This window comes from Haliscomenobacter sp., assembly GCF_965225875.1.
Lineage (GTDB): Bacteria > Bacteroidota > Bacteroidia > Chitinophagales > Saprospiraceae > Haliscomenobacter.
The window spans coordinates 2,286,356-2,301,299 of the sequence record NZ_CBDDBS010000003.1 but is presented as its reverse complement, the minus strand read 5'-3'; the positions used below and the strand labels follow the sequence as shown (position 1 = coordinate 2,301,299).

Below are 14,944 nucleotides of genomic sequence, written 5' to 3'. Positions count from 1 at the left end.
GGCAGTACAAATTTGAACGATAAATGGTTCCCCTGCGCTGAAATTTCCCAAAAAGTACTACTTTCCGCAAAGATCAGCCTAGCCATGAAAGCATCCATTGATAATTTTTCCACCGCCTCAGCCCAATACGCTCAATTCCGGCCCGACTACCCCCTCGAATTGTACCACTACCTCTACGCCAGAGTCAAACACTTTGATTGCGCCTGGGATTGTGGTACGGGCAATGGACAGGTAGCACTGGTGCTCGCCGAACGATTCAATCAGGTACAGGCCAGCGACCTGAGTGCTGCCCAAATCGAACAAGCGGCCCCTCATCCACGGATTCAATACAGCGTTTGTCGGGCGGAGCAAAGCCCTTTTGCCGAGCAACATTTCGACCTCATCACAGTAGCTCAAGCTTTGCACTGGTTCGACTTCGGGGCATTTTATGCGGAGGTCGGGCGGGTAGCAAAACCAGGGGCCTTATTGGCCGTTTGGGGTTATGGGCTGCTTAGTGTCCACCCTGAAATTGATCCCTGGATTCAACATTTTTACCGCTCCACCATCGGCCCTTATTGGGATGCCGAGCGGCACCACATCGACGAAGCCTACGCCCAGATACCTTTTCCCTTCTCAGCCCTTGAACAAGCCCAGTTTTCCATCCACAAGCGTTGGAACCTGGAGCAATTCATCGGATATTTGGGTACCTGGTCGAGTGTCAAAAAATACATCCAACAGCACAATGAAGACCCGGTTTTGAAGCTTCAGCCGCAACTGCAGGCCTGGTGGCCGACAGATCAAGTATTGGACATCCGTTTTCCCATTTTTCTTAAAACTGGCCAGGTTTGAAAACGTCACAAATTGGCCTGTGGCCTGCCATAGGCCTGGTAGCGGGCAACATGATTGGTTCAGGTATTTTTTTGCTGCCAGCTACCTTGGCGGTGTTTGGTCATTTTAGTTTGTTGGGTTGGTTGGTATCAGGAACAGGGGCTTTGCTATTGGCCCACACCTTTTCCCGGCTCAGCCGTCAAATTCCAGTGAATGGAGGCCCTTACGCCTATACCCGGGTGGCCTTTGGGGATTTAAGTGCATTTACCGTGGCCTGGGGTTACTGGATTTCGTTATGGACGGGCAACGCGGCCATTGCGATAGCTTTTGTGGCCAATCTTACCCCCTTTTTTCCAACACTTGGGAGTAACTCTATTTATTCCTTGTTGGCTTGTTTGACCTCGATTTGGGTAGCAACAGCGATCAATCTGCGGGGAGTACGAGAGGCGGCACAGTTTCAGCTCCTGACCACCATTTTGCGCCTTTTGCCCATTTTGCTGTTGGGCACCTGGGGCTTTAGTCATTTCAAGTGGAGCAACTGGGCGGTAGACCCTCAACCTTTTTCTCTGGGGAGTATGGCACTACAAGGGGCCGCTTTGACTTTCTGGTCGTTTTTGGGCATCGAATCGGCTACCATTCCTGCTGCCTCTATCCGCAATCCTGAAAAAAACATCAGTCGGGCTACCTGGTGGGGTACGGTTTTTTCGGCACTGGTTTTTGTAGCTTCCTGTTCTGCCGTGATGGGCATTTTGAACCAGGAGGAATTAAAATCTTCGGCTGCTCCTTTTGCGGATGCGGCCAAAACTTTGTGGGGCATGCCGGGCTATTATGCCATCGCAGCAGCCGCCGCTTTGGCTTGTTTGGGGGCTTTGAATGGCTGGATTTTATTGCAGGGGCAAATTCCTTACACGGTGGCTAAGGATGGTTTGTTTCCCGCTTTTTTTGGCCGTGAGAATGGGAGAGGGGCGCCCGCTCAGGCTTTGATTTTGTCGAGTGTATTGATGTCAGTAATGGTGTTTTTGAATTACAGCGAATCCTTGCAAGATCAATTCAAAAAAATGATCCTCTTGGCTACACTGGCTAATTTGATTCCTTATTTGTTCAGCGCGGTGGCTGAACTGGGGTGCCTCTGGAGGGAGAGGAAGTTGAGATGGAGGGCGCATTGGCTTTTAGGCCTGCGTTCGATGGTGACGTTTAGCCTGGTTTTGGCGGCCATAATCGGAACGGGTTGGGCGACGATTGGGAGTGGGTTGATTTTGTTGGTGCTGGGCATTCCAGTTTATGCGTGGCTGAAACGGACGGCTGCGCTATAAGAATGTGTATCAAAGTGATCTCGAAACAAAAGCGGCATTTTTTAGCACAAAGAACACCAAGGCAGCACAAAGGACACAAAGGCGAGACGTTGACAAAGTGATGCACCCGAGTTTGGGCTTCCTATAACCTTTAATAAATGCCTCGTCAACGTCTAACTTTGTGTCCTTTGTGCTGCCTTAGTGTCCTTTGTGCTAATTGTGTCGTTTTGGTATAACTTTTTACTAACATTGTGTCCCTCACTGCTGAATCTTCCGAATCAACACCGCCCCATTCTCCTCAAAATCGGCGCTCATCACCAGAATTTGTTCTCGTTGACCATCATTGATCGAAACGGCTACGGTATTGGGTTTGATGCTCCCCAGGTCATCTGCCTGCAGGATCAAAAAGTTTTCATCGCCCGACAACTTAACCCGGTAATTGGACTTGTTTTTGGAGATGCGGTGCTGTTTGGCCAATTGTTGGCCATTAAAAAAGAGCGTAATCACATCGCCGTCTTCGGTGCCGTTGTCCCACACACTGATGGTCAAATCTGATGCTTTCACCTCAATGGTGCGTTGGAGTTTGAGTTTGCGGCCTTGATTGTTGAGGGCGGTTTGGGTTTGCAGGCTACGAATGCTTGCTTTTAGGTCTTTATCCAATATGGGTTTTTCCAGGTATACTTTTCCTGGTGCGCAAGCGCCGGCTTTTTGGGTTTCGGTCGCGTCCATCCGCCCTTCCCAGACGCCATGAAAGCCAAAACGATTCACGTCTTCGTCCAGGCGGAGTTTTAATTTTTTGATGCACCAGCGCCAGTTGGGGTCGGTTTTTTCAATGACGCCTTGCTCTTCGATGATCAGGGAGTCACGGTTTTCGGTGAGTTTCCAATTCAACAGCTGTCGGGCGCTGCCACCATTTTCTTCCGACATGATTTTGGCAAACCCCTTTCCTCCTTCCTTCAGCTCCAATTCATAATAAAACTCATAGGAGCGATCAGTTTGAGAGAGCTCGCCTGTCCAGATGCCCTCAGGCACAAATGCATCGGCACCTACATCCAGTTGATTGCTATCTGCTTCTTTGACCAAACGCATGGTACCAGGTGAACAGTTATCTGAAATCCAGCCGCCCTGGAGTACCCAGATGCCATCACCAGTGGTACCCAGACGCAAACTGGCGTATTTGAGGCACCAGCCGCCGCCTTTAGGGGTGACCTGTGTCAATTCTTGAAGGATGAGTTTGCCACCACCTTCCCAAGTGCCTGCAATGGAGAATTCAGCGCTGGCCGTTCCATCCTGGGTGATGGAAATCGCTTTGCCCGTCAGGGTGGTACCTTCCTGTTGAAGGTCCAATTGATAGGAAAATACATTGGGTCGACCATTCTGCATGACCGTTCCTACCCAAAAGCCACTTAAATTTTGTGCTTGTAGTCCTAGCGTGCATAGGACGAAGAAAAGTGTAAGATTCTTTTTCATAAGCATTTAGACTGGGGGTTGATGAAAATCAGTTATAGCTGTAACAAAAGTCAAAGTAGGGGCTCTTTTCGCCAATTACTTTTGACACATGCTCGTTAATCACATACTTAACGACAAGAACAGATTTTTTTACATAAAATTCCCTAAAAATGAAAATTGATATCCAAGCTCCTTTTCAAATTTTTGACCATACTCAAGCAATGATCGAAGATAAACTCAACAAAATGAGTACTTTTTACGATCGTATCCTTGGTGCAAAAGTTTTTCTCCGCGATGAGGTAAACCCTTTTTTACACAAACCTAGTCGGGTGGTAGAAATCCAATTGGAGGTGCCAGGAACTACTTTTTTTGCAGAATCTGCCGAAGAAACTTTTGAACAAGCACTTGCCAGCGCAGCTGAAAAAATTAAAAAACAGGTGCTGAAACATAAGGAGAAAGCGGAGGTTTAAAGAGTGAAGAGTGAAAAGTGAAAAGCTGGGTCACCACTGGTTTTTCAACTGTTTGAATTGATTTTTCTGAGCTTAAAGTTTGGAACTAAAGTGAAAGCGCATTTTTTCACTTTTCACTTTTCCCGCTCTCCACGCCCTCCTTCCATTTCGGGATCAAAGTCCGAATTTTGGTCATTGAAATCGGTTTGACCACATAATCATTCATTCCTGCAGCAAAACAAGCTTCCTGATCTTCGGGGGCTGCCGCAGCAGTCATGGCTACTATGTAGGGTTGGGCAGTGCTGAGTTGTCGTAGGGCGCGGGTTGCTTCGATCCCGTCCAGTTCGGGCATTTGTACATCCATAAAAACAAGGTCGTAATCCTGCTGAGCCAGTTTTTGAATCACTCCATTGCCATTGTCTACAATGTCGATATGGTATCCAAAATGTTCCATGATGCGAACAATCAGTTTTTGGTTGAGGATATTGTCTTCGGCTACCAAAATCCGCAAGGGGTATACATCGGCCAGTTTGCCTTCTTCGCCACCACCGCTATCCGGTATTTGAATAAGCGGAATTCCTGCCTCCAGTTGCACACAAAAGGTGAAGGTAGTCCCTTGGTTCAATACACTTTCTACTTTAATTTCACCTCCCATCATGGTAACGATGGTATGGGTAATTGCCAAACCCAGGCCAGCACCCCGGAATGGATGCTGAGTTGCCGTTTTTATTTCGGAAAATGGTCGGAACAATTTAGGCAGGTCCTCTTCTGCGATTCCAACACCATGGTCTTTTACCTCAAAAACAATACAAATTTTACCCGGTACCTGGACCGCTTTTTTGGCAACTTTGATTTCAATAGTGCCACTGTTTGAAAACTTGATGGCATTGCTGACCAGATTAACGATCACCTGCCGCAATCGATAGGCATCACCTCTCAGGTTTTGTGGGGTGTTGGGGTCTATAATCAGGTTTAGGGTCAATTGTTTGTTGCCGATTTTTGGTTCATTGCTGAACAACTTGAGGGTGCTGTCCATTAAGGTAGTCAATTGGAAATCCTGGCTTTCCAAAAACAAGCGCCCCTGGTCAATCCGCGACATGTCGAGTACATCACTCACCAAACCAAGCAAATGCCGGCTGCTGATGCTGATGGTTTCGAGGTATTCTTGTTGCCGGGGTGTAAGTTCGGTTTCATTGAGCAAGTCAGCTGTGCCAATAATGGAATTGAGCGGGGTACGAATCTCGTGACTCATATTGGCCAAAAACTCGGTTTTGGCGCGTTCTGCTTTCTCTGCTTTCTCCTTTTCCTGGATGATCTCCTCTTGCGAACGTTCCAAACGTTCTGTGGTTTGAATCAGTACTTCCCGGTCTTCTTCATAACTACTTTTGAAAAATGAAATGGTGAGTGCCAAAAAGACTATCCCAAAAATGTAGGTGTTGAACAAATCCAGTTGCAGTTGTAAATCAGTCTCATAAACCCGCAAGGTTTCCGGATGATACAATTCGACCAATAGGAGCACCGTAGACAAAAGGGCTAATGCAATAAAAAACAGGGTGTTGTTTCTTTTTTTGATCAGCAAGGCTCCCAGTACAGCGAACATTGCCATCAATACCAGCGAAGGGCCCCGGACGCCATAGTTGGCAAACCAGGAAATGGCCAGAAAAACGCCAATTGTTGTCAGAAAATAAGGTCGGATCTCTCGAAAAAGATTTTTGTACCGCGACAAATAAAAACAGATCGCGCTGACCAGCATCGTTCCACCGAGCATCGAGTTGACAAACCAATGGATGCCAATCGTGATGTTCTGAATAAGCCCAACTCCCACGCTAACGAAAGTGCCAAAAGTAACAATATCAGATAGTTTGTTCTCTAAAGGTACTGTGGTATCGTTCAAACGCAGGAAACGGTTTAGGAAGTTTTTCATAGGAGCGCATTAATATCATTTCCTTGCAACCTAAAGTTAAGGAACATTATTCATATTATATAATTTTCGGGCTTAATCGCCCAGATTAAGTCTAATGCACAGAATATTCCGAATTGCGCAGCATTATTATTATGTTTGTGGGAAATTATACTTGCAACCTATGAAAGTGTTGATTTTCGGATTGGGTAATTTTGGTGCATCTCTGGCTTTTCAGCTGACTGAAATGGGTCATGAGGTCATTGCCATTGATAAAAACCCGGACAAAGTAGAACTGATCAAAGATAAAGTAACCCACGCGGTTACCCTGGATGGTACCAACCTGGTGGCTTTGCGCAACCTGCCTTTAAAAGACACTGATGTGGCGGTAGTCGCTATTGGTGAAAATGAAGGTGCCTCTTTGATGACCACTGCCAACCTGAAAACACTGGGCGTAAAACGGGTCATCAGTCGCTCTTTGTCCAATACCCACGAAACAGTACTCGAAGCAATGGGCATCCAGGAAATCCTGCACCCGGAGTTGGAAGCTGCGGAGCGCCTGGCCAAAAAACTCAACCTTAAAACGGCCATCGAATCTTTTGATTTGGATCAAAACCACTCCGTGGTGGAGTTGCACCTTCCGCCTTCTTTTGTAGGCAAAACCGTGCAGGAGGTTGATTTGCGCAAAAATTTCAACTTGAACATCGTTACCATCGTCCGCAAGCGCATCAAGAAAAACTTGCTGGGCATCAATAAAGTCATCTACGTTTCCGAAGGTGTCGTCAAACCCGATACCATTTTTGAAGAAGGAGACATCCTTGTTGTATTCGGTACCAATCCAGAGATCAAATCTTTGGCGGATACCCATGACGTGGGACGAGAAGGAGGATATTAAAAGTGATAAGTGATGAATGATAAATGATGAATTGTCAATAACGCTGCGCTAGCCAATTCATCACTCATCATTCATCATTCATTACTTTATCACTCTTCCCAGCCCATCGTCCTTTCCACTGCTTTCAACCATCCTTTGTACAACTTCTCACGTTGTTCCACAGACATGTTGGGGTGAAAAGCCCGATCAAGGTGCCATTTGGATTGCAGGTCTGCCATACTCCAAAAGCCACAGGCTAGACCAGCGAGATACGCTGCGCCGAGGGCCGTAGTCTCAATGATTTTTGGTCGTTCAACACTTACGCCTAAGATATCCGCTTGGAATTGCATCAAGAGGTTGTTGGCACAGGCTCCGCCGTCTACGCGCAAAACTGCGAGAGGAGTACCTGCATCTTTTTCCATAGCGCCCAGAACGTCCTTGGTTTGGTAAGCCAGGGATTCCAGGGTTGCCCGAATCAGGTGCGATTTTGAGGTGCCTCGGGTAAGTCCAAAAATTGCTCCGCGTGCATACATGTCCCAATACGGTGCACCCAAACCCGCAAAGGCAGGCACTACATACACTCCTTCCGTGCTGGGCGCTTTCATCGCAAAAAATTCAGAATCAGGAGATTCATCAATGATTTTTAGTCCATCCCGCAACCACTGGATGGCCGCCCCAGCGATGAACACACTACCTTCCAGGGCATAATGAACCTCACCGTTTAAGCCCCAGGCAATGGTAGTTAAAAGCCCGGCGTTGGACTGGATTCTTTCTTTACCCGTATTCATCAGCATAAAACAGCCGGTACCGTAGGTGTTTTTGGCAGCGCCCGGCTGAAAACAACCCTGACCAAAGAGGGCAGCCTGTTGATCACCAGCAATGCCTCCAATCGGAATTTCGGCGCCAAACAGATCAGCGCTGGTTTTGCCATAAATTTGGCTGGAAGGACATACCTGGGGCAACATATTGGCAGGCACATCCAACACGTCCAACAAATGCTGATCCCATTCCAATTTTTGGATGTTGTACATCAAAGTCCGGGAAGCATTCGAATAGTCGGTGATGTGCACCTTGCCCCCGGTCAGTTTCCAAACCAGCCAGGTATCGATGGTTCCAAAAAGCAGCTCCCCTTTTGCGGCTTTTTCCCTTGCACCCTCCACATTGTCCAAAATCCACTTTACTTTGGTGCCCGAAAAGTAGGCATCCACCACCAACCCGGTTTGGGCCTTGATGTAGGCTTCTTCACCTTGGGCTTTGAGGGCATCACAAATGGCCGCAGTACGGCGGTCTTGCCAAACAATGGCGTTAAAAATGGGCTGCCCGCTGGTTTTATCCCAAACGACTGTGGTCTCACGCTGGTTGGTGATGCCGATGCCAACGATTTGGCTTGGATTCACATTGTGGGCGTTGAGCACTTCACGGGCAACGGCCAACTGGGTATTCCAGATTTCCAGCGGGTTGTGTTCTACCCAACCGGGCTGTGGGTAATGTTGTGTGAACTCTTGTTGGCGTACACCGGCCACATTGCCATCCTGGTCAAAAAGAATCGCTCGTGAGCTGGTGGTACCTTGATCGAGGGCAAGAATGTATTGTTGCATGATTGAAAAAGGAGAATTTGAATGCTGGGTTAAACTAATTTGGTGTTTATGTCATTAAGGATGTTGAGTGTCTCGGCTTCGCTCGACAACCGGTCACTGAGCGTAGTCGAAGTGTCGGTTGTTGAGCGAAGTCGAGACACTCAACTTCAAATATAAAATTTTATTCGTCCAAAATGCTTTTACACCAAAAAAACACTCTACTAACCGACACACCCGATATGGACGTCAACATCCTCCCTTATGCTTCGGTCCCACAACTGGCACCAAAGGACGTAGCCTATGCTACACAGAACCCGGCATTAAAACCGTTTTTCAAGTATAGCCCCAGCCCCGATTCTTTTCGGCAAGTGATCGACGACAAGGCCAAGCAGCCTATTGATCGCCAATTGTTGGTAGAAGTGCTGCGTGAACAATACGCCAAGCTGGAAACCAGCCGTGATGTAAAGCTGAACATCGAACTTTTGGCAGAAGAAAACACCTATGTAGTGGTGACCGCGCATCAACCCAGTTTGTTTACCGGGCCACTGTTTTACTGGTACAAAATATTTACGGCCATCAAGCTGGCTAAAGAATTGAGCACAGGTTATCCAGACTATAATTTTGTGCCGGTATTGGTCAATGGGGCTGAAGACCACGATTTTGAAGAAATCAATCACGCCAATATTTTTGGAAAAACCATCCGTTGGGAACACGAAGCAGTAGGCGGATCTTGTGGCGACATGTCCACCGAAACCCTGGCACCAGTACTGGCTCAATTGAAGGAAGTGTTGGGTGAAAGTGAAAACGCCACATACATCTATCAACAAATCGAAGCGGCATACACCAGCCACGCCAAATACGCCGATGCCACCATTGACCTGGTCAATCGCCTGTTCGGGAGCTACGGATTGGTCGCTTTGAACATGAATGTTCCGGCTTTTAAACGCCGCTTTATCCCGATCATGCGGGAAGAGTTGTTTCAACAAAGCTCCCAAGGATTGATTGCGACTACTCAGGATGCGCTGACGGCTGCTGGTTTTTCCGGACAGGCGCATGCCCGCGACATTAACCTGTTTTACCTGCAAGAGAATCGCCGCGACCGCATTGTACGAGAGGCTGAGGATTTTGCCATCTTGAATACCGACCTCCGTTTTACTCCTGCTGAAATGGAAGCCGAGTTGGAAGCGCACCCCGAGCGGTTTAGCCCAAATGTAGTGCTGCGGCCTTTGTTTCAGGAACTCATTTTACCCAACCTCGCCTACGTAGGTGGGGGCGGTGAGATAGCTTACTGGTTGGAACGTAAAGCGCAATTCGCTCATTTTGGGATCAATTACCCCCTGCTTTTGCGACGCAACTCCTTGCTGTGGATCGACAAAGCGACCTCTAGCCGCATTGACAAACTGGGCTTACGGGTGCACGACTTATTCGTAGATACCGATTTCCTGATCAAACAATACGTGGCGCTCAATTCAGAAGGAGAACTTAGTCTTCAAGCCGAAATGGCTCAACTGAAGGCGCTTTTTGAACAAATTCGCCTCAAAGCCCTGGAGGTTGACGCTACCCTTGAAAAAGCGGTATTGGCCGAAGGGGTGAAGCAGGAAAAAGTCATCGAGCAATTGGAAGGCCGATTGGTGCGTGCCGAAAAACAAAAGCACGAAACTGCCATTAACCAAATCCGCAGCCTCAAGGAAAAGTTATTCCCCGGCAATGGACTACAGGAAAGGACGGATAATTTTCTGAATTTTTATCTGAAGTATGGCCCTCAATTTGGAGCCGTGTTGGAGGAAGTGGTCGATCCTTTTGTGGAAGGCTTTTTGGTGGTTCGGGATGAGGGCTAAGGTGTATCTTCAGTGCCTTAAGTTTCTTAGGTGGTGAAAATTGCTTCGCATAGCTTTTCTTTTTCACCACCTAAGAAACCTAAGACACTAAAGAGGCACCTAAGACTATGCTCACTTGGCTGCCAGCACGGCCAGCACCTTTTCTGGTGTAAAAGGCATGTGCCGTAAGGCCTTCCCGGTCAGTGCCAGAAAGGCATTCGCTACAGCTGGCCCAATAAAAGGCAAACCCGCTTCGCCCAAACCCGATGGTGGTTCATTGGACGCCACAAATTTCACCTCCAGGATTTCAGGCATATCTTCCATGCGCAAGAGCGGATAATCGTGAAAATTCGACTGCTGCGCTTCCCCATTTTTGATCGTTATGCTTTCATAAAACACACTGCTCAAGCCCATGAGTAGCGACCCTTCGGTTTGGGCCTTGGCATTATCTGGTTGAACAACAACCCCGCCATCCACAGCCGCCCAAATGCGATGCACCTTGATTTTTCCAGTAGTTCGATCAAGGGAAATTTCACACACTCCAGCGCCAGGGCTGCCACTGCGCTCCGCAAAAGCAATGCCCATCGCTCGGCCCGCTGGTAATTTTTTACCCCAACCAGCCATTTCTGCCACTGTTTCGAGCACTTTTAATGCACGTGGATGGTTGCGCATCAGGTGGCGACGGTACTGGTAGGGGTCTTTTTTCTGGTCATGCGCAATTTCATCAATAAAAGCTTCGATGGCGTATTTGTTGGGGCCATGCCCTACTGCCCGCCAGTGTTTGGTACGCATGCCATGGTCTACTGCCCGTAATTCAATCTGCAAATCCGGCAAGGTATAAAATGGCATTTCTGCGCCACTGGCCAAAAGGCTGTCACCTGTACCTGAAATGATGTATTTCCAGGAATTGATGTTTCCAGCCTGGTCCACTCCAGCTTCTAAATATTGCAGACAAATCGGGCGGTATTGGCCGTATTGCAAGTCGTCTTCGCGCGTCCAGATTAGTTTAACGGGTTTGCGTACGGTTTTGGCTAATGCTGCGGCTTCCTCCACATAATCCGTGCTGGAGCGCCGCCCAAAACCGCCACCCAAGAAATGGGGGTAGAGCGTAACTTTTGACTCATCGAGCCCCAATACCCTTGCCGCTGCGCCTTTAGCACTATCTGGGGCTTGGGAACCACACCAAACTTCTGCACTGCTGCCATCGGGTGCAAGCGCAACCACGGCATTCAAGGGCTCCATTTGAGCGTGGTAGAGGTAGTCATTTTTGTAAATGGCACTGTAGACCTTCTGGGCATCTTTGAGCGCATTGTTCAGGTCGCCCTTGGCTTCCAGGCTACGGCCCTTGCGGTTTTCGTCCTTCACCAAGCTCGTGTATTCCGCATAGGCCTGCTCGCTGCTGTGACTGGCGGCTTTGGCATCAGCGCTCCACTGTATTTTTAACTGTGCCTTTACCTTTAAAGCTTTTTCCAGCGTGTCTGCTACTAGTCCAATCCCGTGATTGAGGGTAACCACATCAATGACCCCACTGATTTTACGGATTTCTTCCCCGTTAAGCAAGGTTGGTTTAGAGCCATTCACTGGCGATCGGCTGATGACTCCGTAAACCATACCCGGAATACGCACATCGATGGCGTATTTGGCACTGCCGTTTACCTTGGAGGGCATGTCGCAGCGTTCAATGTCGGGATTGCCGATCAGGCGGAAATTTTTGGGGTCCTTTAATTGCTCCTTGGGGATTTGGGGCAATTTTTCCGGCATGGTGGCAAAACTGGCAATTTCGCCATAGCTGATTTTGCGATTGCTGGCGCGGTGAATGACCATACTGGGTTCAGTACTCAATTCGGCCAGAGGTACATTCCATTTTTTGGCCACATTGTCCATCAACACAAAGCGGGCTTGTGCTCCCGCCTGCCGCAAACTTTCATAATAGCCCGATACTGCCCGGCTACCCACGGTCATCATACGCCCACCCCAGGCACCGGGGCCATATATTTTGGGCTCAATCGGAGAGAATTCAATGTGTACTTTTGACCAGTCGGCATCCAATTCTTCAGCCAAAATGGCGGGCAGTGCCGTCATGGAACCTTGCCCCATTTCTGCGGCAGGGTTGTAGATGGTGATGCGGCCGTCGGGACGGATGTGCACCCAGGCGCTGATAGCCGAGCCTTTGTCTTCGGCGTTCAATGCTGGTTCAGCGGCATCCATGATCCATTTGGGCAAAATGGCCGAAGCGCTCACCGCAAAGGTAATGCCTCCGACAGCGCTTAGAAACTTGCGCCGGGACAGGGCAGTTGAGGAGGGTGTATTGCTCTTGCTCATGGTCAAATTTCTTTTGAAGCCCGTTCAATGGCCTTAAGGATGCGCATATAGGTTCCACAGCGGCACAATACGCCGTTCATATGGCTGATGATTTCTTCCCGACTGGGCTTTTTCTTCTCGTTCAACAGAGCGGCAGCCTGCATGATTTGGCCGGATTGGCAATAGCCACATTGTGCCACCTGTTCTTCGAGCCAGGCTTTTTGCAGGGGGTGATCAGCATTCGCCGAAAGCCCTTCAATGGTGGTGATGCTGCGTTTTTCCACCGCGGAAATGGGCATCACACAGGCGCGAATGGGCTGCCCATCGAGATGTACAGTGCAGGCCCCGCAATAGGATTTGCCACAACTGTATTTGGTACCGGTGAGCCCCAGGTACTCGCGCAATACCCAAAGCAGCGCGGTATCGGGCTCGACATTCAGCGTCTTTTTTTCACCGTTGATGGTGAGCGTGTAGGTGGCCATGATATTAGGTTTGTGGGCTAAGATAAGGTTTTGTCGGGATTAAAGAAAGGATTGATGGTGAGGGTTTTGTAAGGGATTGGGCAGATTGGGGGAAAGAGGTTTGGGAAAGTGGCCAAAAAGGGGTAACTTGATTATAATAAAAGCAAACCCTTGGCTCTTAAAAACTGGTTTATGGAAGAAGAAAAAGTGATCAACGAAGGCGGAATCAACGGCTCAGCAGAAGGTATTATTGACTACGACAGTGCTGATTTTCTGGCCTTGCAGGCCATGATTAAGGCTAGCGCTGAAAAACTGGATGAGACAGAGAGACTGAACAATACTTTATTGTCAATTCGCTTTCAAATGGAAACTTACGTAAGAAAGGGTGGGGTGAGTGAGCCTATTAAAAAAACCTAAATACTTACTCATGAATCAATCTGTGTAAATAGGCAAGGGCATTTATCCTGTATGGGTTATTCTTTTCTTTTTTGTCAAATATTTTCTCAAAGGATTCTTCAAATACACGCTTATATTCTTTCCAAAACCAATAGGGATTAATGGTTAAGGAGCCGTTTTCAGCCACCCATCCTTCTTCCAAATTAGCATTTAAATATACATTTTTAGCACGATAGCCATGCATGAAAGATGTACGGAGGTAACTATGAAAAAGTTCGGCATAGCTTTTAATACTCTTAATGTTTTTGTCCTTAGGCCAAAGCTCTTGCATCGACTTTTTAAAACCTTGTGGCAGAGGTCGAGTCAGCTTTTTATCCAATTCGCCGTATATAGGGACTGACACAAGCTTTGAAATTTCAGTTTTTTTGTGCCCACTTTTTTCCAATTTGGTTACAGGCTGAGTTACCCTCCCTAGCGTTTCTACCGCAACACAGGTAAGTACGGTCAATGGAAATGGAGAAAAGAACTGACTCCTTTCGGAAACAGGATCGATCTGCTGAATAAGAAAACCTTCCAACCGTTTTTTCAAGAAGAATAATTTTTGGTCATCATCTTCAAGTTGCCGGATGTAACCAAATGTCACCTCTCCTATTCCTTCTATTATTGGACAAAAACTATTGTGATCTGCAATCGGCATAACTGTTACACTTTAGTTTTAAAAAATTTCAGACTTGTTATTTTCGAACAACAAACTTCCCCAAATACGCATCCGCAAAACGCTGCCCCATCGCCCTTTGCCCCGCCGAATCAAAATGGATCTTATCTCCCTTATGCTGCAAATCCTGGGTGGAAATCACGGAGGTAAAAAGGTCTTTAGCCGCATGTGCCCAGATGAGTTGATTGATCTTTTTCCATTGCTCCGGGTTTTGGGAATAAGCGCCCAATTCCCCCATCAAAACGGGGATTTGGGGATTCCCGACAGCAGTTCGGAAGTTTTGCAACAGTCGAGCCAGGTTTTCGGGATAAAGCGGGATACTTCTGTCATTGGCGTCACTTTCGCCCTGGTGCCACAAAATGCCTTTGATCTGGCCGTATTTTTTGCCAATGGCCACCTTTTCCAAAAAATTGGACCAGAGTTTGACCTCCCGGTAGGTTGAATCGCCGAGCCATTGCCGCATCGCGCTGCCACCTACGGCGGTGGGCAGGAGCAGAATGGAAACCTTTTTGGGGACGCCTTTGAGCAAGGTTTTCCCGAAGGACAATCCACAATCCAGGCCAACCCGGCTAGGTTCGTAAAAATGCAAAGGCTCTTTGGCCAGGATGACTTCTCCTTTGCTATTGATGCTGAAGATGCGTGGATCGATTACGGTATCCTGAGCTTCTACTACCCCTCGCCCGGCCATATTGGATTGACCCGCCAGTAAGAAAACCCAGACTTTGTTGGGCTTGGGGAGTTTGACCGGCTTGTTGTTGCCTACCTGTGCTCCAAGCAAAAATGGGAGCGACAAAAATAGGAATGAGGCCAAGAGGCATTTTATGAAAGAGGAGTTTGTCATGGCTGAATTTATATAATGAATGGATACGACTGGTCATGGTTAAAGCATGACGGGTGATGTGGGAT

13 protein-coding genes are annotated in these 14,944 nt (G+C 47.9%); 6 read left to right on the top strand and 7 right to left on the bottom strand.

Translation table 11 applies throughout. From position 1 onward, the window contains the following. The first annotated feature begins 84 nt into the window (after positions 1-84). Together ACO08K_RS29405 and ACO08K_RS29400 are read left to right on the top strand one after the other, a co-directional pair. Positions 85-828: a class I SAM-dependent methyltransferase gene (locus ACO08K_RS29405; RefSeq protein WP_421800079.1), complete on the top strand. Its 744-nt coding sequence runs from the start codon at positions 85-87 to the stop codon at positions 826-828. Then, positions 825-2,120 (top strand): amino acid permease, encoded by a 1,296-nt coding sequence (locus tag ACO08K_RS29400; protein ID WP_421800078.1) that lies wholly within the window; start codon positions 825-827, stop codon positions 2,118-2,120. The genes ACO08K_RS29405 and ACO08K_RS29400 overlap by 4 nt, the downstream gene beginning before the upstream one ends. Positions 2,121-2,357: 237 nt before the next feature. Here ACO08K_RS29400 and ACO08K_RS29395 read toward each other — a convergent pair whose 3' ends face one another. Then, complete coding sequence (locus ACO08K_RS29395) at positions 2,358-3,569, bottom strand: hypothetical protein (protein ID WP_421800077.1); 1,212 nt, start codon at positions 3,567-3,569, stop codon at positions 2,358-2,360. Positions 3,570-3,718: 149 nt separating this feature from the next. Between ACO08K_RS29395 and ACO08K_RS29390 the strand changes: the two genes are divergently transcribed. Beyond that, positions 3,719-4,018 carry an HPF/RaiA family ribosome-associated protein gene (locus ACO08K_RS29390; RefSeq protein ID WP_421800076.1) on the top strand — a complete coding sequence of 100 codons (300 nt, stop codon included), beginning with the start codon at positions 3,719-3,721 and terminating at the stop codon, positions 4,016-4,018. 106 nt (positions 4,019-4,124) lie between these two features. Here the strand turns inward: ACO08K_RS29390 and ACO08K_RS29385 are convergent, their stop codons facing one another. Beyond that, entirely contained in the window at positions 4,125-5,921 is a 1,797-nt protein-coding gene (locus ACO08K_RS29385) for an ATP-binding protein (RefSeq protein ID WP_421800075.1), read from the bottom strand. Between the two features lie 160 nt (positions 5,922-6,081). Between ACO08K_RS29385 and ACO08K_RS29380 the strand changes: the two genes are divergently transcribed. Then, positions 6,082-6,792 carry a TrkA family potassium uptake protein gene (locus ACO08K_RS29380; RefSeq protein ID WP_320030986.1) on the top strand — a complete coding sequence of 237 codons (711 nt, stop codon included), beginning with the start codon at positions 6,082-6,084 and terminating at the stop codon, positions 6,790-6,792. Positions 6,793-6,881: 89 nt separating this feature from the next. On the opposite strand, the gene glpK is transcribed toward ACO08K_RS29380, so the two are convergent. Beyond that, positions 6,882-8,369 (bottom strand): glycerol kinase GlpK, encoded by a 1,488-nt coding sequence (gene glpK / locus ACO08K_RS29375; RefSeq protein ID WP_421800074.1) that lies wholly within the window; start codon positions 8,367-8,369, stop codon positions 6,882-6,884. A 173-nt stretch (positions 8,370-8,542) separates the two neighbouring features. Between glpK and bshC the strand changes: the two genes are divergently transcribed. Beyond that, positions 8,543-10,186 carry a bacillithiol biosynthesis cysteine-adding enzyme BshC gene (gene bshC / locus ACO08K_RS29370; RefSeq protein WP_421800073.1) on the top strand — a complete coding sequence of 548 codons (1,644 nt, stop codon included), beginning with the start codon at positions 8,543-8,545 and terminating at the stop codon, positions 10,184-10,186. 111 nt (positions 10,187-10,297) lie between these two features. Here the strand turns inward: bshC and ACO08K_RS29365 are convergent, their stop codons facing one another. Together ACO08K_RS29365 and ACO08K_RS29360 are read right to left on the bottom strand one after the other, a co-directional pair. Further along, the gene (locus ACO08K_RS29365; RefSeq protein WP_421800072.1) at positions 10,298-12,487 is read right to left on the bottom strand and encodes a molybdopterin cofactor-binding domain-containing protein; all 2,190 of its coding nucleotides are present in this window, start codon (positions 12,485-12,487) and stop codon (positions 10,298-10,300) included. A gap of 2 nt (positions 12,488-12,489) precedes the next feature. Further along, positions 12,490-12,948 carry a (2Fe-2S)-binding protein gene (locus ACO08K_RS29360; protein WP_421800071.1) on the bottom strand — a complete coding sequence of 153 codons (459 nt, stop codon included), beginning with the start codon at positions 12,946-12,948 and terminating at the stop codon, positions 12,490-12,492. 171 nt (positions 12,949-13,119) lie between these two features. On the opposite strand from ACO08K_RS29360, the gene ACO08K_RS29355 reads away from it, so the two are divergent. Further along, positions 13,120-13,344, top strand: a complete 225-nt coding sequence (locus ACO08K_RS29355; RefSeq protein WP_421800070.1) for a hypothetical protein — start codon at positions 13,120-13,122, stop codon at positions 13,342-13,344. A 4-nt stretch (positions 13,345-13,348) separates the two neighbouring features. On the opposite strand, the gene ACO08K_RS29350 is transcribed toward ACO08K_RS29355, so the two are convergent. Both ACO08K_RS29350 and ACO08K_RS29345 read right to left on the bottom strand, forming a co-directional pair. Further along, entirely contained in the window at positions 13,349-14,020 is a 672-nt protein-coding gene (locus tag ACO08K_RS29350; protein ID WP_421800069.1) for a hypothetical protein, read from the bottom strand. A 37-nt stretch (positions 14,021-14,057) separates the two neighbouring features. Then, on the bottom strand, positions 14,058-14,831 hold the full coding sequence (locus tag ACO08K_RS29345; RefSeq protein WP_421800068.1) for a sialate O-acetylesterase: 774 nt from the start codon (positions 14,829-14,831) through the stop codon (positions 14,058-14,060). Between the last annotated feature and the right edge of the window lie 113 nt (positions 14,832-14,944).